This is a genomic window from Pseudomonas sp. B2M1-30 (genome assembly GCF_025447575.1).
In the GTDB taxonomy this organism is placed as follows: domain Bacteria; phylum Pseudomonadota; class Gammaproteobacteria; order Pseudomonadales; family Pseudomonadaceae; genus Aquipseudomonas; species Aquipseudomonas botevensis.
On the sequence record NZ_JAOEJT010000003.1, the window covers coordinates 240,682 to 267,292 of the forward strand.

Genomic DNA, 26,611 nt, shown 5'->3' on the forward strand with positions numbered 1-26,611 from the left:
CTCAGTCTTTTTCCAGCGGCGAAAACAGCAGACGGCCCAATCCACGCCAGGTCTTCTTGTTCCACGCCTTGAACGGAATCTGCGCCAGCAGCTCGCGCGCCAGCTTGCGATCGCGGTTGGCGGTCTTCAGGAACATCGAGTTGAGCGCCTTGTAGCGCACCTCGTCGTACAGCGGATGATCGCTGAACAACGCGTAGGTGCGCAGGATGTTGTCGATCATGAACCGGTGGTTCTTGTAGGAGTTGGTGGCGTGCTTGCGATAGCGCGCCATCAGCACGTTCAGACCGTCGATGAAGTAACCCGCATGGGTGACCTTCAGCTCGATCGCCAGGTCTTCCAGGCGAATCTGCGGATCGAACCCGCCGACCTTGTCCAGTGCCTCGCGGCGGATCATCAGGGTCGGCGCTGGCGGATACGGCTTGCGCTCCAGCAACATGTCCTCGAAATCCAGACGGCGGAACGGCACATCACGGCGCTGGCGCTTTTCCGGATACGGCTTGCCCTCGGCGTCCATCAGCTCGATGTTGCCGGCGCAGATGCCGACTTCCGGCTTGCCGTCCATGTAGGCGACCTGCGTGGCGATACGCTCCGGCAACATGATGTCGTCGGAGCCGAACGGCACGATCAGGCTACCCTTGGCTCGGGTGATCGCCCCGTTGAGCGTGCTGGTCAGGCCCTGGTTCTGCTGCACACGAAAATCAAAACCGTGCTGCGCCTGCAAGGCGTTGATGCGCGCGACGCTGTCGTCCTTCGAACCGTCATCGACCACCAGCAGCTCGATGTTCTGGTAGCTCTGGTTGATGACGCTGAGAATGCTTTCTTCGATGTACGGGCCGTGGTTGTACGACGCAATGATGACGGTGACGATCGGCTGCGCACCGCTCCGGGATGTTTCTTCGGTCACGTTGTTTTCTTCGCTCACGGCTGTTGCTGCTCCTTGCGGGCCAGTTCCAGGCCAGAGTCGATCAGGTTGAAGTACTCCTGACGGAATACCTCGATGTCGTGGTGTTCCTGGAGATACCGGTACGCCTGCTCGCCCTTGGCCCTGAGCTCGTCATCGGACAGCGCCAGGTAGGTGTCGAGCGCCGCGACCAGGCTCGGAACGTCCTTCGGCGTGATGGTCAGTCCACCGGCACCTTCGATCAACGGCAGCATTGCCGGTACGTTGGACGCGATGACCGGCAAGTGCCCGCTCATGCCTTCGAGCAACGCCAGGCCCAGCCCTTCGGCCAGCGAAGGCATGGTCCAGATATCGAACGCACGCACATATTGCAGGGCGTTTTCCTTGAAACCCAACAGGTGCGCACGGCCGGTCAGGCCCAATTGCTCGATCTCGGCCGCCAGCGACGACTCCAGACGCCCGGCGCCGATGATCGCCAATTGCGTGTTCGGATACTTGTCCTTCAGCGCGGCAAACGCCTGCAACAGATAGGTATGGCCCTTGACCGACACCAGCCGCCCCAGTGCGCCGATCAGGCGCACGTTCGGGTCGATGCCGAGCATTTCCCGGGCGCGCTCGCGACTGTGCTGCAAACCCTCGGCCTGCTCGATGTCGATGGCGTTGGTGATCGCCCAGGTGTTGGCGTCGGTGAAACCGCAGTCGCAATCCAGCAGGTACTGCTTGACGGCCGGCGAGACCCCGACAAAACGCCAGTGCCGATCGATCAGGCGCTGGGTCTGGCGACGCCGGTAAAACCGGTCGTACTCGCCGAAGCCGTGGGAAATCCCGATGCACAGTGGCACCTTCAGCCAGCGGTTGAGCGCCAGCATCATGTTCACCGGTTTGAAGCGATTGCAGATCACCACATCGAACTTTTCCCGGCGGCAGAACTTGTAGAGCTGCCACATGGCACGCAGGCGCATGCCTTTGAGGGACTTGTCGGAAAACTCGAAATACACCGAACGATCGGACCGGCTCACAGGTTCGCCCGGCCCGGGTTTGCCGCGCAGAAACGCTGCGGTCACCTCATAGCGATCCGCCGGCAGCGCCTTGACGATCTGCTCGGAGAGGTCGGCAAAATCATGGGCTTTGATGTTGTAGTCAGGCTGCAGTTGCAGAACCTTTGACCGTTGACTCATATGACTCCCCGTGGAAACCCGTTGCATCGATGATCCACCCCGGACCGGCGGCAATGCGCCTGATCTCAGCCGGATCGGGTTGAGGCAACCGAGACCATTCGTTGCGTTTCCAGCAAACGAAATGGAAATACGGAAACCGGCGATCGCCATCGCGATCATTGCTCAAATTGCCATCGCGCCAAAACCACTGGCGCGGAAAATCGTTCGTGCCGTCGTGCCACTTGATGCAGCCACCCGGCGTACTGAAAGCCTCGGTGAATTCGCTGCGGCGGCGCCACGGGTTGAGCTTGCCCACCAGGGTGAACAGCGGCTCGGGAAAATTCTTGCGCCACATGAAGATGCGGCTGAACGCACCCTCATCCAGCGCATGGTGCGCCTGATCGGTAAACCGCAACCGCCAGTCCTTCATCTGCATGAACAGCTCGCGCTTGCGCGCGGTATTGCGCATCAGGCACAGATGGCCGGCGACCCGACGCTCGTGCGTCGAAAACAGGTCGTAGCCTGCCAGGCGATCCGGGGTGAAGTAACTTCGCAGGTCACCGTACACCAGGTCAATATCGCCGAACGCCCAGAAATCGTAGCCTTGCAGGCGATCGGCGTGGATGTGCCCAAGGGCCGGCTTGATATCGCAGAGCTTGTATGCCGCCTTCGGCGCAAAGTCGATCTGCAATCGTTGCGACACCAGCGCACAGTAATCGCAAAACGTCATGGCCTCGACCGTGACATTGGGCGGCAGATCCGCCGGTGTACCGCAGTCACTGAACAGCAGCCAGTCGATGTCCGCGTTGCGCCGGCAACTCTCCAGGAAAAAAGGCATCCAGAACGGCCATTGGCCAAAATACGGAATCAGAAACAGAATCCGTGGACGTGGATTGATCACAGAAATTCACTCGGTTATCGAACATGGCGCCATGCTAGGCCGCGAATGACTTCAATTCTGCTTCACAGATGTTTCACCATGCTTCAGAAGCCAGAACAACTCCTGGCGCCTGACCGCTTTGCGGAAGAATTCGTTCTCACCGTAGACCGATGGCACTCTACTGACGAGCACTCTCTGGATCAATCGCCGCAGACGTCGCTTGAACGGCGCCGGGGGTTGCAGATCATGCATCATGCCCAGGGCCATGGCCTTGTCGCGCTGCTGCTCGACGGACAAGGGCAGACAGCACGGCTGCATCGGTACGCCCGAATCGAACGCGGGCGGCAGCGCAATGCCCTGCCCCGAGTTGCCCATCGGCCAGCGGTCGTTATCGTGCAGGTGGTTGGCGTAGCCGAGCAGGGTCGGCTGCCAGTCGAGGCCGTTCAAGGCTTCCAGCACCGCTTGCTGGGCACAGAGATGGTCGGGATGTGGATCAAGCGTCGGATGCGGCAGCACGATGACGTCCGGGCGCGCCCGTAACAGCACCTCGCGCAGGTCGGCCAACAGATTGTTCCAGGTCGGCGCGCCATCGGCATCGCCAGGCAGCGTGAACGGATTCAACTGACGAAACAGCCGGGTGTCGCTCAGATCGGCTTCCCGCGAGGCCACCGCCTGATTCGGTGCAGCCTGCATGGCCGCCAGTTGCAGGCAGAAATAACCCAGCTGCACGCAGCGTTCCTGCGCGACTCCGGCCCAGCGCGGCACGGTGAGACTGTCCCAGGCACGCAGACGCCCCTTGAGCCGCGCCGCCTCGACCTTGTTCATGCCCATCTGCTGATAGTGTTCGGCTTCGATCTCGCCGGCGGTCAGGGTGACGATCCACGCCTCGTCGGCCTGACTGTACAAACCGTAGGCGGCCAGTTCCGCATCGTCGGCGTGGGGAGCGATGACCATCACCCGCTGACGACGGTAGTCTGGCTGCTCCAGCGCCCATAGCAGCGGCTCGCCGGAGACCCGGCAGAAACGCCCGCGCAGGTGCAACTGGCCCTGGGACAGGGTTTGCGCCTGTCCGCTGAGGTTGAGGTAGCGCAGGCCGTTGACGCCGCGTTCGAAGGTCTGCGCGTCGGGATTCGTGCCGCCGGCCAACTCGACCCGAGGATCGAAGAAACGCCCAAGCCAGGTACTTTTGACCCGCACGGCGAGGATCAGCGTCGCGTCGTCCACCAGCATCACGCCTTCGTCCAGGCGCAGATGTCCGCCGTTCAGATGCACCTTCGGCTGCGGCGTGAACGGCGGAAAACTGTATTGGTAATCGTCTTTGGGCGAGTAGAACAGGTGATCGGCGAACCACGCCTCATGGGCGACCCAGCCGACGACCGCCAGCACCAGCGGCAGCCACCAGGCCACCAGCACGCCAAGAGCGATCAGCACGGCCAGCGCGATCAGCAGGCCGATTCGTTTGTTGCGCCGGTGACGCTTGAGCAATTGCTGTTTGCGGCTCATGGGCTGACTCATACGGTGAAGACCGGCACAGGATTGCACCAGCGATCCTTGTATTCACGGTCGGCGCGACCGAAGGAAAAACGCAGCGGCTTATCCAGCGCCCGCGCGTGTTCCCAGGCACTTTGCGTATTGAGGAAGCTGAGCACGCTGCCGGGACTGAATTCGCGGGTTTCAGGATCGACGCCACCGTTGATGTACTCGACGCTGATCCACTGCGGCGCTTCGACGCGGTACACCAGCTGGATCGCGATCGGTGCATCGTTGAGGAAGATCACCGAACCGATCAACAGCTCGCGCAACAGCTCAATGACCTCGGCCATCCGTGCCGCGCCGGTGGCGGGGAAACCCCAGCGGCGCTGGAACAGATCGCAGTAGATCGCCGCCAGTTCCGTGCTGGAGAACTCGCCGACCGGACGCACCACCCCGCCCGCCTCTTCCAGCAGACGCAGCTCGCGGCGCTGGTTGTAGCGAAATTTTTTCGACAGTTCTTCGGGGGTACGGGCCATGGCCAGTTGTTCGGTCTGCAACTTGAGACCGCTGAAGCGGTTTTCGTTGAGCGCCGACAGGTAACGCCCGCGATGCCGCAGCGCAGCCTGGGCGTCAACGGCGGCGGGCAGGATCAGCTCGGCGTTGCCGAGGTCGAACAGGCCTTTCTTGCCACTGCGCTTGAGCACGTCCTTGGACAATGCCAGATCACGCCCCCAGGTGGGGATTGCGGCTTTGACTTCGCCCTGCTGCTCCCAGGCCAGATAACGTACCGGGATGCCGGCCAGATCCGCCAGACGCTCGACCACCATGGGATGGGTCGCGACGCTGCCGCCGAAACGCTGCCAGGCCTGTGCATAAGTTGAGGCGTCGACGGGCGACCAGCCACGTTCGCGCCAGCCTTGAAATCGGTTGAGCATCAGCCCCTCGGTGCCAGATCGATGACTTGCGGCAAACGCCAGAAGGTGTCACGCACCGCGCGGTCGGAGAAGCGCTCGCGCAGACGGTCGAGCATCAGTTCCGCGCATTGGCGCCGCTGTTGCTCGTCCATGCCGGCCAGATGGTGCAGGCCCTGGGCCAGGTGTTCGGCATCGCCGAGCGGGAACAGAATACCCACGCCTTCGACCACTTCCTTCGCCCCGCCACAGGCGGTGGCCAGCAACGGCACGCCGGCCGCCATGGCCTCCAGCAGCACCATGCCGAACGGTTCGTGATCGGAGCTCAGGGCGAACACATCGAAGGCGCGGAAGTAATTGCGCGCGTCCGGCACCTGGCCGAGAAACAGCACCCGGTCGCCGACGCCCAGTTCCCGGGCCAGTTCCTTGAGGTCCTGTTCCAGACGGCCCTTGCCGAGAATCACCAACTGACTGTTGCCCGGCAACCCCGGCAACGCCTTGGCAAAACCGTGCAGCAGGGTGGCCTGATCCTTGTCCGGGTGCAGACGGCCGACGTTGCCGACAATCCACGCGTCCGGCGCCAGACCGAGGATTTCCCGGGCCTCCCGGGCGGACACCTGGCTGGCTTGCAAGGCTGGCACGTCGATGCGGTTATAAAGCGTCTGGATCCGCGCCGCCGGCCATTTCGGCAGGCAACGGCGCATGTCGTCGCGCACCGCGTCGGACACGCCGAGCAGGCTCAGGCGCTTGCGGAAAATCTGTGCGAACAGTTTGCGCGAGCCGCGTTTGTAATCGTCAAACGCGTGATGCACGCCAATCACCGGCAGCGACGTGCCGAGCAAGGCGATATAGATCGGCTTGAAGCGATGGGCGATGCAGAAACTGAAATTGCGCGAAGCGGCGATCTTGCGCAGATCGCCGATGGCGCCCAGCTTCAGGCCACGAATGGCCTTGGAGCTGTACTCCATGAACAACACTTCGTCGGAGGCGCAGGCGGCGGCCACCTCGCTATCGGCGGCCCCGGTCAGAAAGACCGTGGTCACCCGATAACCGGTGCCCGCGAACAGGCTGGCGTACTGCCGCGCGCAGTCCAGAAACGGCCCGTCATAGCCGTGGCAGAACTGCAGCACATGGCGTTCAGCCGAGCGTGTCATAAGCGTCTGCGCCCTCTTTGACCACCAGGATGTCTTCCATGATCAGGTATTGCAGATCGGAGCCGAAGAACATGTTCAGGGCATCGGTCGGCGAGCAGATCATCGGTTCACCACGACGGTTGAGCGAAGTGTTCAGGGAAACGCCGTTGCCGGTCAGGTTTTCCAGGGCCTTCATCATGTCGTAGTAGCGCGGGTTGTATTCGCGCTTGAGCACCTGGGCACGGGAGGTGCCGTCTTCGTGGACGACTTCCGGCACGCGGGTTTTCCACTCTTCCGCAACTTCGAAGGTGAAGGTCATGAACGGCGCCGGGTGATCGATCTTGATCATCTGCGGTGCAACGGTGTCGAGCATCGACGGGCAGAAAGGCCTCCAGCGCTCGCGGAACTTGATCTGGTGGTTGATACGGTCGGCCACACCGGCCACGCTCGGGCAGCCGATGATCGAACGACCGCCCAGTGCACGCGGACCGAACTCCATGCGGCCCTGGAACCAGGCCACCGGGTTGCCGTCGACCATGATCTTGGCGATCTGCTCCGGCATGTTGTCGAGTTTGCGCCAGGTCGGCTTGTTCTCGTGACGGGCGCACGCGGCGATCACGTCTTCGTTGCTGTACGACGGGCCGAGGTAGACGTGTTCCATCTTCTCGACCGGCACGCCACGGGCGTTGGACACATAAGCGGCGGCACCGACCGCAGTGCCGGCATCGCCGGATGCAGGTTGCACGAACAGCTCTTTGACGTCGTCGCGGGCGATGATTTTCTGGTTGAGCTTGACGTTCAGCGCACAGCCACCGGCGTAGGCCAGTTTGCCGGTTTCCTTGAGCACGTCGCCCAGGTAGTAATCGATCATCTGCAGCGCAATTTTTTCAAACAGCGCCTGAATGCTGGCGGCGTAGTGGATGTACGGCTCGTCGGCGATGTCGCCTTCGCGCTTCGGACCCAGCCACTCGATCAGCTTCGGCGAGAAGTAGTAACCCTTGCCTTTCTCTTTATAGCGACGCAGGCCGATGACGTTGGCGTAGTCGGTGTTGATCACCAGTTCGCCGTTCTCGAACGAGGCCAGACGCGAGAAATCGTATTTGCTGGCGTCGCCATACGGCGCCATGCCCATGACCTTGAACTCGCCGTCCAGCATGTCGAAACCGAGAAACTCGGTGATCGCGCCATACAGCCCGCCGAGGGAGTCCGGATCGAAGAACTCCTTGAGCTTGTGGATCTTGCCGTTTTCGCCATAACCGAAGAAGGTCGTGGCGTACTCACCCTTGCCGTCGATGCCGAGGATTGCGGTTTTCTCTTTGAAACCCGAGCAGTGGTAGGCACTGGAAGCGTGGGCCAGGTGGTGTTCAACCGGCTCGATCTTGATTTTCTTCGGATCGAAGCCCAGTTGCTCCAGGCACCAGACGATCTTGTTGCGATAGCGCTTGTAGCGACGGTTGCCCATCAGGATCGCGTCGAGTGCACGGTCCGGGGCGTACCAGTAGCGCTTGGCGTACTGCCAGCGAGCCTTGCCGAAAATGCTGATCGGAGCGAAGGGAATCGCGACCACGTCAACGTCGGACGGCTTGATGCCGGCCTGCTCCAGGCAGAACTTCGCCGATTCGTAGGGCATGCGGTTCTTTGCATGCTTATCGCGTACGAAGCGCTCTTCCTCAGCTGCCGCCACCAGCTTGCCGTCGATGTACAAGGCGGCTGAAGGGTCATGGCTAAGGGCGCCGGACAGGCCAAGAATCGTCAATGCCACAGGGTCTAGCCTCTTTAGTCTGCATGCAGGCGCGATGCGCCTCGAAAAGTAATGTGCCCCTCGCACCGGGCGAGAGACAGCTAAAGGGCGGGATTATAGCGTAAAAGCGCCGGCAGGCCGCTAGCGGAACTGGCAAGGCATTGCGTTGACACGCGGAAGAGCCCAGACGTAGACTTTGACGCAAATGGGCTGGGGGATCCCGGTCGGCGTCGCAGCCTCAGTGAGTATCACTGGGGTTTTTCGCTTTCTGGAGACGGGAAAAGTTTCAGCCCCCAGTTTTCAACCCCCTCACCCGCTCTACTCCGCCCACCACTGCAATAGAACTTGCGCTTTAGCACGTCAAAGGCGCGGTTTTCCTGACCCGGCCTCAATACGCTCATCCCGATGGGTCTGGCGACAAGATCAGCGAATTGCAATCCCGTGGAATTGACCTGTTTAGTGGCAAAGATGATGTCAAACGGCAACTGAATTCCCCACCGATTCATGCCCTCGCACATCTGACGAAACTCAAACTCGAGTTCGTTATCCTCTCGTTTCCCTCGACGCTCGAAGATCACATGAGTTAATGCACTTTGCTGATTCTTTTCCTGCAAGAACTCATAAAGCGTTTCCAGACAACAACCGAGCGCCAAGTGATAAGGGTTTTGAGCAAACCCTTGTTTTTCACGTAGTGAAGCTTTGTCGATAACGCAACTGATCAAGATGAAGTTGCTGGCATTGATAATGTCCGTCAACTCATCAAGAAAAGCCGTTTTGTGCTGCCTTGAAGCGAAAAGGCCCGAGAGCGCCCCCTTCTCTTTTCGAATGTCCAGCTCATGCAGACCAACCAGGTCGTGGCCCATATGGTCAAACTTGAACTTTTGAAGCGCAGGTATGACCTGCTCGCAGTAGTGCCGTTTATGGAAGGCACAAAAAGCGAGTACGAAGATTGGGTAGTGGGCATCGAGCGTTTGCATTCCCTGGTCGCCGCTCTCATCAACATAGACAATGAAGTCGCTGAACTTCCCGGCCTGATTCATCGTGCCAATGTCATCAAGGGAATCGCACTGTCATCCACGCCCCGCACGCCAATAAATACTGATATTCCCCTCCATGACCTGCCGATAAACCGTATACGGCAGCACCACCGTATCCAGCACCCCGGACAGCGGCAGGTCCACCAGCACGAACGGCAGCAGGATGCCGGTCGGGTCCGGGGGGGCATTCATTGCGCAGAAATCGTAGGCCAGGCCGCTGTAGACCCGGGGAAGGGTCTGGCAGTAGGTTTTCAGTTTTCTGAGATCGCGGGCGACGTCGGCTTCGTCCTGCAACACCGTGACAGTGCTGCCGCAGCCGCTGAGCGCCCATGAAAAAAAACCGATGGTCAGCGCCATTTTGATGGTCAAGATTTGCCCTCCGTGTACGTCCGGGCAAACTAGCATCGGGGTTGCTGGCGGGGCAGTTCATGGCTTCTGGAGAAGCTGTAGGACAAGTCAGAGGAGTTTGTCCTCCGCTGCTCGTTTGGTGTTTTTTGCCGGTTTCACGGGCCTTTTCGCGAGCAGGCCCGCTCCCACAGATCCAGTGTGGGAGCGGGCTTGTTCGCGACAGGTTTCAGGCTGCGCCGGAAATATCCTTGGGCAACCGCTGATCGATTACCTGATACAACGCACTGCCCTGCGGCCAGTTGCGCATGAACCGCGCACGATCCCTGGCATAGGCCGGGGCGAAACTGCCCAGGGAGCCGTGCTGGCACATCGAGTCGAGATCGATCAGCGCCCAGCGATCTTCCTGCCAGAACAGGTTGTGCCCTTTGAAATCGCCATGGCTGATGCGCTCGGCGATCAACCGCGCAAACAGTTGATCCAGCGCCTGCAACTCCGACTCCGGCGCCGCGCCGCTTTCAACATACGGAGCGAAGCGCTCGATGATGTCCGGCCCCGCCAGATATTCGGTAATCAGGTAAGCCCGGCTGCGCAGCCACAGAAAACGTTTTTCCAGCACCGCCAGCGGTTTCGGCGTGGCGATGCCGAGGAATGCCAGGCGATTGCCTTCGCGCCACGAATGCCAGGCGCGGCTCGGGCGCCAGAAGCGTTTGAGCCAATGCGCAAAACCCTTGATGTTGTAGCGCTTGATCACCAGCGCACGCCCGGCCACCTCGACCTTGCCGACACTGGCCGCACCACCGGTCTTGTACAGATGGCCCTGATCGAGCAAGGCATCGGCCTGCTCCAGCACCGGCAGCATGGCCGGTTCCTCTTCGCGGCGAATCGCCCGCAGACCGAACGCACCGCGCACCACGCTGAACAGCGTGCATTCGCGACCGACCTTGATCAGATAGTCCCGCAGCCGCCAGGCGCGAACCTTGTCGATCTGTTTCTGCAAGGCTTCCAGCGGCAACGCGTGCTCGCTGTTGCTCAGCAGGTAATACACCAGCAGTTCTTCGGTGAACGGCTCCAGCGACTTGGGCAACTGGGCGAAAAACACCCCGAGGTTTTCCAGGACCTTTTGCCGGGACAACGGCTGGCCGGCGGTTTCCACGCAGATACCGGCGCCGTCGATCAAATACAACTGGCCGCCATGGCGCAGCAGATTGTCCAGGTGCAGGTCTTCCTGCCACAGGCCTTTGCCGTGCAACTGACCGATCGCACCGAGGGCTTCGGCCAGCACCGCCGACTGCTCGTCCGCCAACGCCGGCAGCGGCTCGACCTGCTGCCAGGCATCGCCCAGGCTCTCGGCGCCTTCGAGAAATTCGAACAACAACCAGCCGCCCTCGCCGTCCTTCAGGCCATCGGCCAGCAGCAACGGTGTGGTCATGCCTTGGGCGGCGAGCAACTTCACGCCTTCCAGTTCGCGCTGAAAATGCCGTGCCGCTTTGCTGCCGACCAACAACTTGGCCAGCACCGGACGCCCGCGCCACACACCGGCACCGACATAACGCTGCCCCGGCAACACCCGCAACAGACTCAGCAATTGCAGATCCGCAGGACCGGCCGCGTCAGCCAGGGAAACCGTCAGCGGCAGGCTCGGCGTACGCCCGGCGCTTTTCAGGTCGGACAACTGCATCAGCGCGTCTCCTTGTGGCTGCGCCGCGCGGTCAGACGCGTGACCCAGCTATCGACCAGCGAGCTGTCGCCGGGCTGATCGAGGTAGGCCGCGAGCAATTCGCGCAACTGTGCCTCGCTCCACTCCGGGGCGCGCCGCAGCAGCGGTTCCAGATCCTTGACCCGGTCGCGCTGACCGAACAGCAATGGCCGGGTCTTTTCCAGGTCGATCAGTTGCGCGCGATAAGCGTCGCCATCGGCCTGGAGAAAAATATGCTTGGGATAAAAGCAGCCGTGAACCTGACGCAGGCCGTGCAGGCGGCGGGCCAGTTGTCCACAGGCCTGGAGAATCGCCGAATGCTGTCCGGCGCTCAGGGTCGACCAGCGCTGCAACAGCGAATCGAGGTCATCCCAACCATCCAGAGCGCGGGTCAGCAGGAGCGCATGCACTTCGCCCTTGACCTTGCGCTCGCCGAAAAACGCCGCTTGCAGCGCCGGAATGCCGAGCTTGCTGTAGCGACTGATGTTGCGAAACTCCCGGGCGAACGTCGGCTCGCCGAACGGCGCGTGCAAGGTGCGGGTCAGGTAGTTGCTCTGGCGCTTGAGGTAATAGCCGCGCCCTTCCAGCTCCAGGCGGAACACGCTGCTCCAGCCGCCGCCGTCGGTGTTCGGCTCGTCCACCGCGTCGAGCTGCTTGGCCCACAGCGCATCGAAAGTGCCGAGACCGTGGCGCTCCAGCAGCGCACGGTCTTCAGCGGCGAGAAAATCAGTCATTCGCGTCCCTCGAAAAATCTCACCACATGCCGGATGCGTTGCTTGTCGGCGCGGTTGAGCCGGTCACGCTGGCGGTATTGCAGGTAAAAGCGCAGGCGCTGGGTGTTCGACAGGTGATATTTGGCGACCTTGTCGAGACAGGCCAGATCCTTGGTGATCCGGTACTTGAGCCAGAAGCCGCGCCAGAAATCGCCGTTCGGGCAGTCGATCAGAAACAGTTGCGCCTGATCGTCGATCAGCAGATTGCGCCACTTCAGATCGTTATGGGTGAAGCGGTGGTCGTGCATGGTTCGGGTGTAAACCGCCAACTGCCGACTGATGCCATCGACCCAGGCACGATCCTGGAGCTTCGGGTCCTTGCGGTCGGCCAGCGCCGAAAGGTCTTCGGTACGCGGCAGCTCGCGGGTAATCATCGCCCCACGGGCATACGCCGCCCCGCGCCGTTCAAGACCCCAGGCCACCACTTCGGCGGTGGGGATGCCCCACTTGGCGAAGCGCTTGAGGTTCTGCCACTCCATTTTTACCCGAGGCTTGCCCAGATAACGGCGCAGGCCCTTGCCGGCACCGGAGTAGCGCTTGACGTAATAGTTGACGCCGTTGCGCTGCACGCGGATGACCTCGGACAGCGGATCGCGCGTCAGACGCTCACCCTGCAAGGCAAAGACTGCCTCGAGGCTGCCGAAGTCGGCGGCGAGGTCGCTGTACTCGGGTTCAAGATTCCAACCCGCCATCAGAGCGCATCCCCATAACGTTGCTTGCGCTCATAGAGCTTGTTGGCCTTGCCTTCGAGCCAGTTCAGCAGCGGCGCTTCTTCAGCCAGGATCTGGCGCAGCGGCTGCTGGAAGTAGCCCTTGAGAAAGCGCAGCTTGTCGCGGCGGGTCAGACCGATGTCCAACGCGGAAAAATACAGTGCCGCCAGATCCTTGTTGCGCCAGCGCCGGGTGATGGCCGGGCGGGTCTGGGCGCGGTGCAGGTCGATCACCGAGAGTTTGAAGTCGTCGGGCGTGACCGGTTTGTCGGTGTGCAGCAGGAAGTGGCAGATATAGCAGTCGCGGTGGTTGACCCCGGCGCGGTGCATCATGCCGGTCATGCGCGCGACTTCGGCGATCAGCGCACGCTTGAGCTTTGGCTCGGGCGGCTGCCTGACCCAGTCGATGCTGAAGTCTTCCAGGCTGATGGTCGGAGCCAGTTCTTCGGTGACGATGAACGAATGCTGATCCGCCGGGTTGCTGCCTCGTTCACCGTAGGCGACGGCGGTCATGGTCGGCACGCCGACTTCCTGCAAGCGTTGAATGGCCTGCCATTCCTGGCCCGCGCCGAGCACCGGCAGCTTGGCGGTCAGCAGATTCTTGAAAATCTCGCCCCAGCCGATGCCCCGGTGGATCTTGACGAAAAAACCATTGCCGTCGACTTCCGTGCGCAGGGTGCGGCGCGCTTCCAGCTCGCGATACACCTCGCCCTGCAAGCCCTCGACTTCGGCGAACGGGTCGCGTCCGGCCCAAAGGCTCTTGAACGGTTCAGCCAGCATCAACTTCATTTAAGCGTGCTCCGCCAGAATCACATCGGCCGCGTGCTGCGGCATGCTGTAGAGGTCGGCCGTCTCGGCGAAGGCCACACCGTTGCGGCTCCAGGCCGCGCGTGCAGAGGCGTCGGTCAACATTTCCGTCAGGTACTGGGTCAGTTGCGCCTGGTCGAACGGCTCGTCCAGCACACGTCCGGCGTCCGCCTCGGCAATGTAGTGGGCGTAGCCACAGACCGCGCTGACCAGCACCGGCAGCCCGGCGACCAGCGCTTCGAGCAACACCGTGCCGGTGTTTTCGTTGTATGCCGGGTGGATCAACAGATCGGCACCCAGCAGGAAGCGCGGGATATCGCTGCGCCCCTTGAGGAACGTGACATTGTCGCCGAGACCGAGCGTAGCGCTCTGCATCTGGAACAATTTGGGGTCATCCTGGCCGATTACAAACAGCCGGGTGCGTTTTTTCAGTTCGGCCGGCAGCGCCGCCAGCGCTTTCAGGCTGCGATCGACACCCTTGGTCTTGAACCCGGAACCGATCTGCACCAGCAGCAACTCATCGTCCTTGAGGCTGAATTCAGCACGGAACCCGGCGCGAATCTCGTCAGCATCCGCCGGACGCCGACGATCCTGGGCAATGCCCGGCGGCAGCAAATGGAAGCGTTCCAGCGGCGTGTCGTAATGCTTGATGAACAGCGGCTGCTGCACTTCGGAAATCATCAGCACTTCGGTCTTCGCGTCCCTGGCGAACACCGCACGCTCGTATTCGGCGAAGTGGCGGTAGCGACCCCAGCGCCGGTACAGCGAGTTGCGCAGGTTCTGCGCCTTGTCTTCGAAGCAGCCGTCGGCGGCGTAATAGACGTCCAGGCCCGGCATCTTGTTGAAGCCGATCAGCCGGTCCACCGGACGCTTGGCCAGGTCCGCTTCCATCCACGCGCTGAGTTTTTCGTTGCGCCGATGGTTGAAGAACGCCTTGACCGGCGCCACCAACACTTCGAAACCGGGCGGCACGTCGCCTTCCCAGATCAGGGTGTAGACACGGATCTGGTGGCCGCGCTTCTGGCATTCGAGGGCGATGCGCATGAAATCGCGCTGCAAGCCACCGAACGGGAAATATTTGTACAGGACAAAAGCCAATTGCATCAGCGCAGCTCCTCAGCCATCAACAACGTGCTCAGTCTGCTGGCGACACGCTCGGGGTTCAGACGCGTGAAGCACAGGGGCCACTCGCGTTTCAGGTCAAACTGACTGGCATCCTGCGCGGTCGGTTGGTAAGTACATTTCTTTTGCAGGCACGGCGCACACGGGAAGTCGCTGGCGAGGTGAATCTGCACTTTGCCGTAGGCGCCGGTCAGGCCCGGATTGGTCGGCCCGAACAGCGACAGGGTCGGCACGTCCAGCGCGGCGGCGAGATGGCCAAGACCGGTGTCCACCGCCACGCAGGCCTGGGCGCCGGCCAGCACCTTGCCGACGCCGGCCAGGTTCAGTTTCGGCAGCACTTCGGCGTGCTTGAAACCGGCGGCGATGCGCTCGGCGCGGGCCTTCTCCAGCGGGTTGCCCCATGGCAGCTTCACCCCCACGCCGAGGTAACCGACACGCTCGGTCAGCTCACGCCAGTAGGCTTCCGGCCAGTGTTTGGTGTCCCAGGTGGTGCCGTGGAGGAACACCACGTAGGCGTTCTTGCGCGGCAGCTCCACCAGACGCTCGACGTTGAGGCCGTAATCGCCCAGCCCCTTGGGCAAATCGTAACCGAGGGCGATGGCGAACAACTGACGCACGCGCTCGACAGCATGCTGCCCACGGGCCACCGCCAGTTTGCGATCGTAGAAACGCGAGGCGATCGGCTCACGGGCCGAGCCTTTGTCGAGGCCGGCCACCGGCGCCTTGACGTAACGGGTCAGCCAGGCGCTTTTCAGCAGGCCCTGGGCATCGATCACCAGATCGTATTTGGCTGCGCGCACGCTTTGCTTGAAGCGTTTCCACTCGCCACTCTTGATGGTCTGCCAGAGGTTCTTGCGCCAGCGGCGGATCGCCACCGGAATCACCTTGCCCACGGCCGGGTGCCAGGTCGGGATTTCGGCGAAGCCTTCTTCCACCACCCAGTCGAACTTGATGCCGGGGATGGCCCGGGCCGCGTCGGTCAGCGCCGGCAACGCGTGAATCACGTCGCCCAGCGATGAAGTCTTGATCAGCAATACCCGCAAGTTAATGAACCTCGACCACAGAGCCCTGCAACTTCTGCAAGGCATCGTTGACCGCATCCGGCATCAGCTGGCGCAGGCAGTTGTAATGGCCGAAACGGCAGGTACGGTCGAAGCACGGGCTGCAATCGAGGCCCAGGCGGACAATTTCGACGTGCTCGGCCAGCGGTGGGGTGAAGCCCGGCGAGGTCGAACCGTAGACCGCCACCAATGGGCGATTCAGCGCGGCGGCCACATGCATCAGACCGGAATCGTTGGAGACGACAGCTTCGGCGCAGGACAGCAGGTCGATGGCCTCGGCCAGGGAAGTACCGCCGCTGAGGTTCACCGATTCTTCGCGCAGGCCGGGAATCAACCGCGCGCGGATGTCTTCGCCGACCGCGTGGTCATTCTTCGAGCCGAACAGCCAGACCTGCCAGCCTTCGCGAATGCGCGCTTCAGCGACTTTGGCGTAGTGCTCGGACGGCCAGCGCTTGGACTCGCCGAACTCGGCACCGGGGCACAGGGCCAACACCGGGCGATCGAGGGTCAGGCCGAACTTGGCGAGCGCCGCTTCGCGGGTTACCGGGTCGATTTGCAGGCTCGGGCGCGGGTAAGGTTTCGGCAGCTCGGCGTTCGGCTCATAGGCCAGCGCCATGAAGCGCTCGATCATCAGCGGATAGCGCTCTTTATCGAGGCGGCGCACGTCATTGAGCAGGCCGTAGCGGAACTCGCCGCGCCAGCCGGTGCGTTTCGGGATGCCGGCAAAGAACGGCACCAGCGCCGACTTCAGCGAGTTGGGCAAAAGAATCGCCTGGTCGTACTGGCCGGCCAGGGATTTGCCGATGCGCCGACGGGTCGCCAGCTCCAGCGCGCCGTGGCCGAGCGGAAAGTTCAAGGCCTTGCGCACTTCGGGCATGCGCTCGAGGATCGGCCGGCTCCACTCAGGGGCCAGCACGTCGATTTCGCATTGCGGGTGGCGTTGCTTGAGACACTGAAACAGTGTCTGCGCCATCACCATGTCACCGACCCAACTGGGCCCAACGATCAGAATATTCATGTGGTTTCCAAAAACGAACCGGGGAGGCTTTACGCCTCCCCGTCTCGAGAATCAGCTTAGCCCCAGTTCACGCCAGATCCGCATCACCTGCCGACGTTCGTCCGCGAACTGGTCGCCCGGTATCACCCCGGCCTGTTTCTGCAAGGCCTGACGGTGAGCGGCAGAGCGGTAGGCTTTATAGGCCTCGCGCAACAGGGCGGCGTCTTCGACCGGCATCAGCCCTGCCTGCTCCAGCTCTTCCAGAATGCGGATATTGTCGGTCCAGCGCAGCAATGGCGGGTGGCTTTGCGACCACGCCAGGGCCGCGTATTGCACCATAAATTCAATATCGACGATACCTCCGGCGTCCTGCTTGAGGTCGAACGGCGCCGTGGCCTCGAAGGCATTTGCCCCGGTGCCGGCGGCTGTGCTCTTGCTGCCGAGGTTGTCACGCATCTTGGCGCGCATCTCGCTGACTTCCTGTTGCAGCTTCGCCAGATCCCGTCCTTTACCCAACACTTGCGCGCGAACCTTCTCGAACGCCTGCCCGACATCCTGGCTGCCGACCAGCACCCGCGCCCGCACCAGCGCCTGATGTTCCCAGGTCCAGGCTTCATTTTCCTGATAGCGCTCGAACGCCCCCAGCGAACTCACCAGCAGACCGGACGCCCCGGACGGCCGCAGCCGCATATCCACTTCATACAACTGGCCGGAGTTGGTCTGCGCCGTCAGCAGGTGAATGATCCGCTGACCGAGCCGGGTGAAGAACTGCGCGCCGTCGATCGGTTTCGGCCCATCGGTCTCGGCCTGCGGGTCGCCGTCGTGAATGAACACCAGATCCAGATCCGAACCATGCCCGAGTTCCAGACCGCCGACTTTCCCGTAACCGACAATGATGAAGCCGGGATCGCACAACGTACCGTCGGTGCGCAACGGCGTGCCGTACTTGGCCACGGTCTGGCGCCAGGCCAGGGCCAGCACCTGCTCGAGAATCGCCTCGGCCAGCCAGGTCAGGTAATCACTGACTTTCATCAACGGCAGGCTGCCGGCGATTTCCGAAGCGGCGACACGCAGACGGTGCGCCAGTTTGAAGTGCCGCAGGGCTTCCATCTGTTGCTCGAGATCGTCTTCCGGGATCCGCGTCAGGCGCTCGCGCAACTCGGCCGCCAACTCCGGCGCCAGCGGCGGCTTGAACAGCCGGCCTTCGTTGAGCAATTCATCGAGCAGCAACGGGAAACGGGTAATCTGCTCGGCGATCCACGGACTGGCGGCGCACAGGGTCAACAACCGCCGCAACGCGCCGGGGTTTTCCGTCAGCAGCACCAGATACGCCGAACGCCGGGCGACAGCCTCGACCAGCGGCAGCACCCGTTCCAGCACCAAGTCAGGATTGTCATGCTCCACCGCCTGAGCCAACAGGCGCGGAATAAAGGCATCGAGGCGCTCCCGACCCAGTCGCTGCATCGCCCGCAATTGCGGGCTGCCACGCAGGCTCGCCAAGGCTTTCAACGCTTTGCTCGCGTCGGCAAAACCGCCCTCTTCCAACTGGCGGCAAGCGGCCTCTTCGTCCTGCGCCTCTTCCCACAGCGGCAACCACTCGCCGCCAACCACGACCTCGCTTTGCGCGCCTTCGTCTTCGTCCGGATCGGCAATCACCTGCGCAAAATGCCAGGCCACCCGGCCGCGCCAGAACATCAGTTGTTCATGGAAGGCGTTCCAGTCGGCGAAACCAAGCATGAGCGCAATACGCGCCTGATCCTGAGGGCTGTCCGGAAGCATCTGGGTCTGGCGGTCGGCGATCGCCTGGATCGCGTGTTCGGTGTAACGCAGAAACTCATAACCCTCGCGCAACTCGCTGACCACTGCCGGCGGCAGATACCCCTGCCCTTCCAGCGTCCCCAACACCTTTAATAGAGGCCGTTGCTGAAGGCTCAGGTCGCGACCGCCGTGAATCAGTTGAAAGGCCTGGGCGATGAACTCGACTTCGCGGATGCCGCCGGAGCCGAGCTTGATGTTGTCGGCCATGCCCTTGCGCCGCACTTCCTGCTGGATCAGCTGCTTCATGGTGCGCAGCGCTTCGATCGCCGAGAAGTCCAGATACCGCCGATAGACGAACGGGCGCAGCATGTCGAGCAGTTGCGCACCGGCCACCTGGTCGCCCGCCACCACCCGCGCCTTGATCATCGCGTAGCGTTCCCAGTCGCGGCCCTGATCCTGGTAATACTGCTCCAGCGCGTTGAAGCTCAGTACCAGCGCGCCGGACGAGCCATAAGGACGCAGGCGCATGTCGACGCGGAACACGAAGCCGTCAACGGTCATCGGGTCCAGCGCCTTGATCAGACGCTGGCCGAGGCGGATGAAAAACTCCTGGTTGTCCAGCGGACGCTTCACGCCGACGGTTTCGCCACCCTCGGGGTAGGCGAAGATCAGGTCGATGTCCGACGACAGGTTCAGCTCCACCGCGCCGAGCTTGCCCATGCCGAGAATGACCATTTGTTGCGGCAGGCCGCTGCGCCGGCCGGTGGGCGTGCCGAATTGCACGCAGTGGCGGCTGTACAACCATTGATAAGCCTGGTCGATGCAGGCGTCGGCCATGTCCGACAGATCGCGGCAGGTCTGCACCAGATCGGCCTGGCGGGTCAGGTCGCGCCAGATGATCCGCACCTGATGCCGGGCGCGCTGACGGCGCAGGACGCGGCCGAGTTCATCTTCGCTCTGTGCGGCATCGACGGCGGCGGCGATCTGCGCGCACAGCTCGCCGGGGGCGAACGCCCGGTCGAGTTCGCCGGACTGCACCAGCGCGAGCAACATCAAAGGGTCACGAACGCTCTGTTCAATGACGAACTCGCTGGCGGCGCTGACCCGGGCGAACTGCGCCCAGCGTTCCGGCGTCCACGTCGAAAGACCATGATCGTCCTCCAGCGCGGCGACGGCCGAACGGAACGACTGCTCGGATCGGCTGACCAACGGCAGGAGAATGGCGGGCAGTTCGGCAAGCACAGGCAGGGTCATGGTCTATCCTTGATCGGCGTATTAACCGCCGCTTGTAGTGAATGGTGAAAACCCGCTACGCGATGGACTGTCGAACAAAAGTGAGAAATAGCTGAAATTTCGTTCATCTTGGCAGTCAGCATCAAACTTTCACCTTTTTCGGATGGTAAACGACCAACCTTAACGATTATTCTCACAACGCTTTTGGAGGCCATAAGCCTTTCATCTGTAGTTTTACTACTCGTCTATACATTCGAAAGGCTGAAATGCCAGAAGATTTGTAGTAAAACTACACGCCGCCGGAACAACCTCGCGGCAATCCAAGAATTTTAAACGTCTGCCCACAAGGCCAGTCGCAAACTCAGGCAACCGATTCTGGAAGCCTTTCCGCCCTGGAGCAAGCCATGCAAGACCTCGATCCCGTCGAAACCCAGGAATGGCTGGACGCCCTGGAATCGGTTCTCGACAAAGAAGGCGAAGACCGTGCTCACTATCTGATGACCCGTATGGGCGAACTCGCGACCCGCAGCGGCTCGCAACTGCCTTACGCCATCACCACGCCTTACCGCAACACGATCCCCGTCACCCACGAAGCACGCATGCCTGGCGACCTGTTCATGGAACGCCGCATTCGCTCGTTGGTACGCTGGAACGCGATGGCCATGGTAATGCGTACGAACCTGAAAGATTCTGACCTGGGTGGTCACATCTCCAGCTTCGCTTCCAGCGCGACCCTGTACGACATCGGCTTCAACTACTTCTTCCAGGCCCCGACCGAAGAACACGGCGGCGACCTGATCTACTTCCAGGGCCACACCTCCCCGGGCGTCTACGCCCGTGCATTCATGGAAGGCCGCATCACCGAGGACCAGATGAACAACTTCCGCCAGGAAGTCGACGGTCAGGGCCTGTCGTCCTACCCGCACCCTTGGCTGATGCCTGACTTCTGGCAGTTCCCGACCGTATCCATGGGTCTGGGTCCGATCCAGGCGATCTACCAGGCACGCTTCATGAAGTACCTGGAGCACCGTGGCTTCATCCAGCCGGGCAAACAGAAAGTCTGGTGCTTCCTGGGCGACGGCGAGTGCGACGAGCCGGAATCCCTGGGCGCAATCTCCCTGGCCGGCCGCGAGAAGCTGGACAACCTGATCTTCGTCATCAACTGCAACCTGCAGCGCCTCGACGGCCCGGTTCGCGGCAACGGCAAGATCATCCAGGAACTCGAAGGCGTGTTCCGTGGCGCCCAGTGGAACGTGACCAAAGTCATCTGGGGCCGTTTCTGGGACCCGCTGCTGGCCAAAGACGTCGACGGCATCCTGCAACGCCGCATGGACGAAGTCATCGACGGCGAGTACCAGAACTACAAGGCCAAAGACGGCGCGTTCGTTCGCGAGCACTTCTTCAACACGCCTGAACTCAAGGCGATGGTTGCCGATCTGTCCGACGACGAGATCTGGAAACTCAACCGTGGCGGCCACGACCCGTACAAGGTCTACGCGGCGTACCACGAAGCGGTCAATCACAAAGACCAGCCGACCGTTGTCCTGGCCAAGACCATCAAGGGTTATGGCACCGGCGCCGGTGAAGCGAAGAACACCGCGCACAACACCAAGAAAGTCGACGTCGACAGCCTGAAGCTGTTCCGCGACCGCTTCGACATTCCGGTCAAGGACGAAGAGCTGGAGAACCTGCCGTTCTTCAAGCCAGAGCCGAACAGTGCCGAAGCCCGTTACCTGGCCGAGCGCCGCAATGCGCTGGGCGGTTTCGTGCCACAGCGTCGCGCGCAAAGCTTCAGCGTGCCGACTCCTGATCTGGATACCCTCAAGGCAATCCTCGACGGTTCGGGCGACCGTGAAATTTCCACCACCATGGCCTTCGTGCGGATCCTCGCGCAACTGGTCAAGGACAAGGAAATCGGCCCGCGCATCGTTCCGATCATCCCGGACGAAGCCCGTACCTTTGGTATGGAAGGCATGTTCCGTCAGCTGGGCATCTACTCGTCCGTCGGCCAGCTCTACGAGCCAGTCGATAAAGACCAGGTGATGTTCTACAAGGAAGACCAGAAAGGTCAGATCCTTGAAGAAGGCATCAACGAAGCGGGCGCCATGAGCTCCTTCATCGCCGCCGGTACTTCGTACTCCAGCCACAACCAGCCGATGCTGCCGTTCTACATCTTCTACTCGATGTTCGGCTTCCAGCGTATCGGTGACCTGGCCTGGGCCGCTGGCGACAGCCGTACCCGTGGTTTCCTGATCGGCGGCACCGCCGGCCGCACCACCCTGAACGGTGAAGGCCTGCAGCACGAAGACGGTCACAGCCACATGCTGGCTGCCACCATCCCGAACTGCCGCACCTATGATCCGACCTACGGCTACGAGCTGGCGGTGATCATCCAGGACGGCATGAAGAAGATGACCGAAGAGCAACAGGACATCTTCTACTACATCACCGTGATGAACGAATCGTACCAGCAGCCAGCCATGCCGGCCGGTGCCGAAGAAGGCATCAAGAAAGGCATGTACCTGCTCGAAGAAGACACCCGCGAAGCGGCACACCACGTACAACTGATGGGCTCCGGCACCATCCTGCGTGAAGTGCGTGAAGCGGCGAAGATCCTGCGTGAAGAGTTCAACATCGGCGCCGACGTGTGGAGCGTTACCAGCTTCAACGAACTGCGTCGCGACGGCCTCGCCGTAGAGCGCAGCAACCGTCTCAAGCCTGGCCAGAAGCCTAAGCGGAGCTACGTCGAAGAGTGCCTGAACGGCCGTAAGGGTCCAGTCATCGCCTCCACCGACTACATGAAACTGTTCGCCGAGCAGATCCGTCAGTGGGTACCGTCCAAGGAATTCAAAGTCCTGGGCACCGACGGTTTCGGCCGCAGCGACAGCCGCAAGAAACTGCGTCATTTCTTCGAAGTCGACCGTCATTTCGTGGTGTTGGCAGCCCTGGAAGCACTGGCTGACCGTGGTGATATCGAACCTAAAGTCGTGGCCGAGGCCATCGTCAAGTTCGGCATCGACCCGGAAAAACGCAACCCACTGGACTGCTGAGGAGAAACTCTGTGAGCGAACTCATTCGCGTACCTGACATCGGCAGCGGTGAAGGTGAAGTAATCGAACTGTTTGTGAAAGTCGGCGACCGTATCGAAGCCGACCAGAGCATCCTGACCCTGGAATCGGACAAGGCCAGCATGGAAGTGCCGGCCCCGAAGGCCGGCGTCATCAAGAGCCTGAAAGTGAAGCTGGGCGATCGCCTGAAAGAAGGCGACGAACTGCTGGAGCTGGAAGTCGAGGGCGCCGCGCAAGCGGCTCCTGCGCCTGCCGCCGCCCCGGCTGCGAAAGCTGCGCCGGCTCCGGCTGCCGCTCCTGCCGCTGCTGCGCCAGCCGCTGCACCTGCTGCCGCTTCGGTTCAGCAAGTACACGTGCCGGACATCGGTTCGTCGGGCAAGGCTCAGATCATCGAAATCCAGGTCAAGGTCGGTGACACCGTCGCCGCCGATCAGTCGCTGATCACCCTGGAATCCGACAAGGCGAGCATGGAAATCCCGTCGCCTGCCGCTGGCGTGGTCAAGGCCATCAGCGTCAAGCTCAACGACGAAGTCGGCACGGGCGACCTGATCCTGGATCTGGAAGTGGCGGGTGCTGCGGCCCCTGCTGCCGCTCCGGCCCAGGCGGCTGCTCCGGCACCTGCCGCTGCACCGGCTCCGGCTGCCGCACCTGCTGCTCCGGTGGCTGACAGCGTTCAGGACATCCACGTCCCGGACATCGGCTCGGCCGGCAAGGCCAAGATCATCGAAGTGCTGGTCAAGGCCGGCGACAGCGTCGAAGCCGACCAGTCGCTGATCACCCTGGAATCCGACAAGGCGAGCATGGAGATTCCATCGCCTGCCGCCGGCGTGGTGGAAAGCATTTCCATCAAGCTGGATGACGAAGTCGGCACTGGCGACCTGATCCTCAAGCTGAAAGTCAAAGGCGCTGCGCCTGCGGCCGCTCCAGCAGCGGCCGCCGCTGCGACGCCAGCCGCTGCTGCCCCTGCTGCTGCCGCACCTGCCGCTGCCGCTCCGGTTGCTGCTCCTGCCGCCGCACCAGCCAAGCCAGGCGCCAAAGTTCACGCCGGCCCGGCCGTGCGTCAACTGGCTCGCGAATTCGGTGTGGAGCTGAGCGCTGTCGGCGCCACCGGCCCGCACGGTCGCATCCTGAAGGAAGACGTGCAGGCGTACGTCAAGGCCATGATGCAGAAGGCCAAGGAAGCACCGGCCGCCGCTGCCGGCGCAACCGGTGGCGCGGGCATCCCGCCGATCCCGGTCGTGGACTTCAGCCGCTTCGGCGAAATCGAAGAAGTGCCGATGACCCGCCTGATGCAGGTCGGCGCCGCCAACCTGCACCGCAGCTGGCTGAACGTGCCACACGTGACGCAATTCGACTCGGCGGATATCACCGAGCTGGAGGCGTTCCGTAACGCGCAGAAGGCCGTGGCCGAGAAGGCTGGCGTCAAGCTGACCATCCTGCCGCTGCTGCTCAAGTCGTGCGCCCACCTGCTCAAGGAACTGCCGGACTTCAACAGTTCGCTGGCCCCGAGCGGCAAGGCAATCATCCGCAAGAAATACGTGAACATCGGCTTCGCCGTCGACACCCCGGATGGCCTGCTCGTACCGGTCATCAAGAACGTCGACCAGAAGAGCCTGCTGCAACTGGCCGCCGAGGCCGCTTCCCTGGCTGAAAAGGCCCGGACCAAGAAGCTCTCGTCGGACGAAATGCAAGGCGCGTGCTTCACCATTTCCAGCCTCGGCCACATTGGCGGCACCGGCTTCACGCCGATCGTCAACGCGCCGGAAGTGGCGATCCTCGGTGTTTCCAAGGCAACCATCCAGCCAGTCTGGGACGGCAAAGCCTTCCAGCCGAAACTGATGCTGCCGCTGTCGCTGTCCTACGATCACCGCGTGATCAACGGCGCCGCTGCTGCACGCTTCACCAAGCGTCTGAGCGATCTGCTGGCGGACATCCGCACCATCCTGCTGTAAACCACTCGGCCCTCCGGCAACGGAGGGCCGATGGCTCTACGTTTTCGAGCGCCACACGCTCGTACCTCAACCCCGTCAATTGACGGGGCTTTTTTTTGCCTGAAAAACCACTGGTTCGCACTTTTCCCACAAAGGATGCCGATATCAGCCACGACTCTGGTCCACTTCACGCCAATGTTTTTTATTAACCAGCAACTAACCTTGGCACAACAAAGTTATCGCCAATAACTTTCAACAACCTGCCTATCAATCAACACTTATTCGAACGGATTCGAACATGCTGAACCCTACTGTCGGCCCGATCATTGGCCACACCACAACTAACCAGACCAGGATATTCATCCGTGGAGAACTTCAGGACAACGCAACGGTATTTGCCGCAATTCGTTATCGCCTTGCCGACACACAAGTCTGGTCGAAAGCCCTCTTTGCCCGACTGGGCGCATCGCGCGACATGTCACATGTGTTCGTCCTCGGCCACTTGAGCGCCGACACCGAGTATGAATATCAGACCGGCTGCTTCAGCCCGATGAGCCCGGTACACACCGAGGAAAGCGTGGCGGAGTTGCCGCTGCAATGGCCACGGGACATCCATCGCCTGCGCACCCGCGCCAGCCGGGCCTTGCAGCCACGGGCCTACATCGTCGGCTCGTGCCGCTACCTGCGCCTGACCGCCGGAATCGCCGAACTGCCCCAGCGCAGCGACCGGATTTTCGCCTCGATCAATCAGTTGATCGAAGGCACACAACCGCCAGTCAGCGCCACGGTCATGACCGGCGATCAAATCTACGTCGACGATTTGAATGTGATTGCCCCGGATCGCGAATATCAGGATATTCTCAAGAAGTACCGCACGGCATTCTCGCAACCGAATATTCGACGGTTGATGTCCGGCACTTCGACTTACATGATTCTCGACGACCATGAAATCGAAGATAACTGGCCGGCCAATGCCATAGAGGCGGACGAGCACTTATATCGAAATGCCATGGCCGCCTATGAGTTATATCAAGCCAGTCACAGTCCAGCGTATTCGCTGACAACTAACGGACAAGTTGATCGCTCATCGCTGAAACACTACTGGTATCAATTCAGCGACGGCGATATTGAATGGTTTGTCACCGACAGCCGCACCCGGCGCAACTTGTCGACCAGCGACCGACGCATTCTCGATGAACAACAGGAGCAAGCCTTGTGCGACTGGCTGATCGACAGTCAGGCACGGGTCAAATTCGTAGTCACCAGCGTGATGTTCTATCCGGATCGCAAAACCCAGGGCGACGATGCCTGGAAAGCCTTCCCGGAACAGCGCCTGCGGCTGCTGGAGCTGATTCGCACGCACAGGATCAGCAACGTCGTGTTTGTCTCCGGCGATGTGCATGGCTCGCTCACGGCGCGCCTGACGCACAGCGACGACCCGGACTTCGAAGTCCACACCCTCGTCTCTTCACCGCTGCACAACAGCGCGCTGTTGCCCTATGCCAAGGCATCCAGCTTCATCCTCGACCAGCCGTTGGCGCAAACGACCAGCGGTGATTATCGACATGAGCTGACCAGCGAGGTCATCAGTGAGGACAACTTCGCCCATGTGCGGGTCGATGCTGGTCAAATTTTAATCAGCTATCACGACCGGGATGGCAAACCCCTGCAATCGGTCAGTCTGAAACTGCGCTGAAACAGAAAAAATCGCGGTCTTCGGTGGCGCCTACAAACGTTTACATTTCCTGTAGAAACAGCCGCAGACGGCGATCCTGAGCTCTTTTCAAGCCCGCGCTGGAGAAATGTGGAAAGCAGCCGACATATTCTTATAGCACTTGGCCTTCATGTCTCTTGTCAGTCGGTGCCGCAATGATG

20 protein-coding genes are annotated in these 26,611 nt (G+C 61.5%); 3 read left to right on the plus strand and 17 right to left on the minus strand.

What is annotated here, in order from left to right; translation table 11 throughout:
* Position 1: 1 nt before the first annotated feature.
* The 17 genes from N8H74_RS07735 to glnE form a co-directional block, all read right to left on the minus strand.
* Positions 2–922, minus strand: a complete 921-nt coding sequence (locus N8H74_RS07735; RefSeq protein WP_347710400.1) for a glycosyltransferase — start codon at positions 920–922, stop codon at positions 2–4.
* Positions 919–2,079, minus strand: coding sequence for a glycosyltransferase family 4 protein (locus N8H74_RS07740; protein ID WP_262146820.1), 1,161 nt, complete (start codon positions 2,077–2,079; stop codon positions 919–921). Before N8H74_RS07740 ends, N8H74_RS07735 begins: the two co-directional genes overlap by 4 nt.
* Complete coding sequence (locus tag N8H74_RS07745) at positions 2,042–2,959, minus strand: DUF6625 family protein (protein ID WP_217834684.1); 918 nt, start codon at positions 2,957–2,959, stop codon at positions 2,042–2,044. Before N8H74_RS07745 ends, N8H74_RS07740 begins: the two co-directional genes overlap by 38 nt.
* 51 nt (positions 2,960–3,010) lie before the next feature.
* The gene (locus N8H74_RS07750) at positions 3,011–4,441 is read right to left on the minus strand and encodes a PIG-L family deacetylase (protein ID WP_262146821.1); all 1,431 of its coding nucleotides are present in this window, start codon (positions 4,439–4,441) and stop codon (positions 3,011–3,013) included.
* Between the two features lie 8 nt (positions 4,442–4,449).
* The gene (locus N8H74_RS07755) at positions 4,450–5,346 is read right to left on the minus strand and encodes an antimicrobial resistance protein Mig-14 (RefSeq protein WP_262146822.1); all 897 of its coding nucleotides are present in this window, start codon (positions 5,344–5,346) and stop codon (positions 4,450–4,452) included.
* Entirely contained in the window at positions 5,346–6,476 is a 1,131-nt protein-coding gene (locus N8H74_RS07760) for a glycosyltransferase (RefSeq protein ID WP_262146823.1), read from the minus strand. The genes N8H74_RS07755 and N8H74_RS07760 overlap by 1 nt, the downstream gene beginning before the upstream one ends.
* The gene (locus N8H74_RS07765; RefSeq protein ID WP_217834680.1) at positions 6,460–8,217 is read right to left on the minus strand and encodes a carbamoyltransferase; all 1,758 of its coding nucleotides are present in this window, start codon (positions 8,215–8,217) and stop codon (positions 6,460–6,462) included. The genes N8H74_RS07760 and N8H74_RS07765 overlap by 17 nt, the downstream gene beginning before the upstream one ends.
* A gap of 227 nt (positions 8,218–8,444) precedes the next feature.
* Positions 8,445–9,236 (minus strand): DUF3800 domain-containing protein, encoded by a 792-nt coding sequence (locus N8H74_RS07770; protein WP_262146824.1) that lies wholly within the window; start codon positions 9,234–9,236, stop codon positions 8,445–8,447.
* A 30-nt stretch (positions 9,237–9,266) separates the two neighbouring features.
* Positions 9,267–9,602 carry a YceK/YidQ family lipoprotein gene (locus N8H74_RS07775; RefSeq protein WP_262146825.1) on the minus strand — a complete coding sequence of 112 codons (336 nt, stop codon included), beginning with the start codon at positions 9,600–9,602 and terminating at the stop codon, positions 9,267–9,269.
* Between the two features lie 205 nt (positions 9,603–9,807).
* Positions 9,808–11,259 (minus strand): lipopolysaccharide kinase InaA family protein, encoded by a 1,452-nt coding sequence (locus tag N8H74_RS07780; protein ID WP_262146826.1) that lies wholly within the window; start codon positions 11,257–11,259, stop codon positions 9,808–9,810.
* Positions 11,259–12,011, minus strand: a complete 753-nt coding sequence (locus N8H74_RS07785) for a lipopolysaccharide kinase InaA family protein (protein WP_262146827.1) — start codon at positions 12,009–12,011, stop codon at positions 11,259–11,261. Before N8H74_RS07785 ends, N8H74_RS07780 begins: the two co-directional genes overlap by 1 nt.
* Positions 12,008–12,742 (minus strand): lipopolysaccharide kinase InaA family protein, encoded by a 735-nt coding sequence (locus tag N8H74_RS07790; RefSeq protein ID WP_217834676.1) that lies wholly within the window; start codon positions 12,740–12,742, stop codon positions 12,008–12,010. Before N8H74_RS07790 ends, N8H74_RS07785 begins: the two co-directional genes overlap by 4 nt.
* A complete protein-coding gene (rfaP, locus tag N8H74_RS07795; RefSeq protein WP_262146828.1) occupies positions 12,742–13,548 on the minus strand; it encodes a lipopolysaccharide core heptose(I) kinase RfaP in 807 nt (268 codons plus the stop codon). Before rfaP ends, N8H74_RS07790 begins: the two co-directional genes overlap by 1 nt.
* Positions 13,549–14,670, minus strand: coding sequence for a glycosyltransferase family 4 protein (locus tag N8H74_RS07800; protein ID WP_262146829.1), 1,122 nt, complete (start codon positions 14,668–14,670; stop codon positions 13,549–13,551). It abuts the gene before it with no gap.
* Entirely contained in the window at positions 14,670–15,731 is a 1,062-nt protein-coding gene (gene waaC, locus N8H74_RS07805) for a lipopolysaccharide heptosyltransferase I (protein ID WP_217834673.1), read from the minus strand. The genes N8H74_RS07800 and waaC overlap by 1 nt, the downstream gene beginning before the upstream one ends.
* A gap of 1 nt (position 15,732) precedes the next feature.
* Entirely contained in the window at positions 15,733–16,767 is a 1,035-nt protein-coding gene (gene waaF / locus N8H74_RS07810) for a lipopolysaccharide heptosyltransferase II (protein ID WP_262146830.1), read from the minus strand.
* 51 nt (positions 16,768–16,818) lie between these two features.
* Positions 16,819–19,758, minus strand: coding sequence for a bifunctional [glutamate--ammonia ligase]-adenylyl-L-tyrosine phosphorylase/[glutamate--ammonia-ligase] adenylyltransferase (gene glnE / locus N8H74_RS07815; RefSeq protein WP_262146831.1), 2,940 nt, complete (start codon positions 19,756–19,758; stop codon positions 16,819–16,821).
* Between the two features lie 383 nt (positions 19,759–20,141).
* Between glnE and aceE the strand changes: the two genes are divergently transcribed.
* From aceE to N8H74_RS07830, 3 genes are all read left to right on the plus strand, one after another.
* Positions 20,142–22,787 (plus strand): pyruvate dehydrogenase (acetyl-transferring), homodimeric type, encoded by a 2,646-nt coding sequence (aceE, locus tag N8H74_RS07820; protein ID WP_262146832.1) that lies wholly within the window; start codon positions 20,142–20,144, stop codon positions 22,785–22,787.
* Positions 22,788–22,798: 11 nt separating this feature from the next.
* A complete protein-coding gene (gene aceF, locus N8H74_RS07825; RefSeq protein WP_262146833.1) occupies positions 22,799–24,757 on the plus strand; it encodes a dihydrolipoyllysine-residue acetyltransferase in 1,959 nt (652 codons plus the stop codon).
* A gap of 277 nt (positions 24,758–25,034) precedes the next feature.
* The gene (locus N8H74_RS07830; protein WP_262146834.1) at positions 25,035–26,432 is read left to right on the plus strand and encodes an alkaline phosphatase D family protein; all 1,398 of its coding nucleotides are present in this window, start codon (positions 25,035–25,037) and stop codon (positions 26,430–26,432) included.
* Positions 26,433–26,611: the final 179 nt, after the last annotated feature.

Coding starts and splice junctions, on each gene's coding strand:
- N8H74_RS07780 (WP_262146826.1), bottom strand. CDS start 11,259: ATGCAGTTGTCCGACCTGAAAAGCGCCGGGCGTACGCCGAGCCTGCCG.
- glnE (WP_262146831.1), bottom strand. CDS start 19,758: ATGACCCTGCCTGTGCTTGCCGAACTGCCCGCCATTCTCCTGCCGTTG.
- N8H74_RS07750 (WP_262146821.1), bottom strand. CDS start 4,441: ATGAGCCGCAAACAGCAATTGCTCAAGCGTCACCGGCGCAACAAACGA.
- N8H74_RS07770 (WP_262146824.1), bottom strand. CDS start 9,236: ATGAATCAGGCCGGGAAGTTCAGCGACTTCATTGTCTATGTTGATGAG.
- N8H74_RS07755 (WP_262146822.1), bottom strand. CDS start 5,346: ATGCTCAACCGATTTCAAGGCTGGCGCGAACGTGGCTGGTCGCCCGTC.
- N8H74_RS07740 (WP_262146820.1), bottom strand. CDS start 2,079: ATGAGTCAACGGTCAAAGGTTCTGCAACTGCAGCCTGACTACAACATC.
- rfaP (WP_262146828.1), bottom strand. CDS start 13,548: ATGAAGTTGATGCTGGCTGAACCGTTCAAGAGCCTTTGGGCCGGACGC.
- N8H74_RS07800 (WP_262146829.1), bottom strand. CDS start 14,670: ATGCAATTGGCTTTTGTCCTGTACAAATATTTCCCGTTCGGTGGCTTG.
- N8H74_RS07785 (WP_262146827.1), bottom strand. CDS start 12,011: ATGACTGATTTTCTCGCCGCTGAAGACCGTGCGCTGCTGGAGCGCCAC.
- N8H74_RS07790 (WP_217834676.1), bottom strand. CDS start 12,742: ATGGCGGGTTGGAATCTTGAACCCGAGTACAGCGACCTCGCCGCCGAC.
- N8H74_RS07830 (WP_262146834.1), top strand. CDS start 25,035: ATGCTGAACCCTACTGTCGGCCCGATCATTGGCCACACCACAACTAAC.
- aceE (WP_262146832.1), top strand. CDS start 20,142: ATGCAAGACCTCGATCCCGTCGAAACCCAGGAATGGCTGGACGCCCTG.
- waaF (WP_262146830.1), bottom strand. CDS start 16,767: ATGAATATTCTGATCGTTGGGCCCAGTTGGGTCGGTGACATGGTGATG.
- N8H74_RS07760 (WP_262146823.1), bottom strand. CDS start 6,476: ATGACACGCTCGGCTGAACGCCATGTGCTGCAGTTCTGCCACGGCTAT.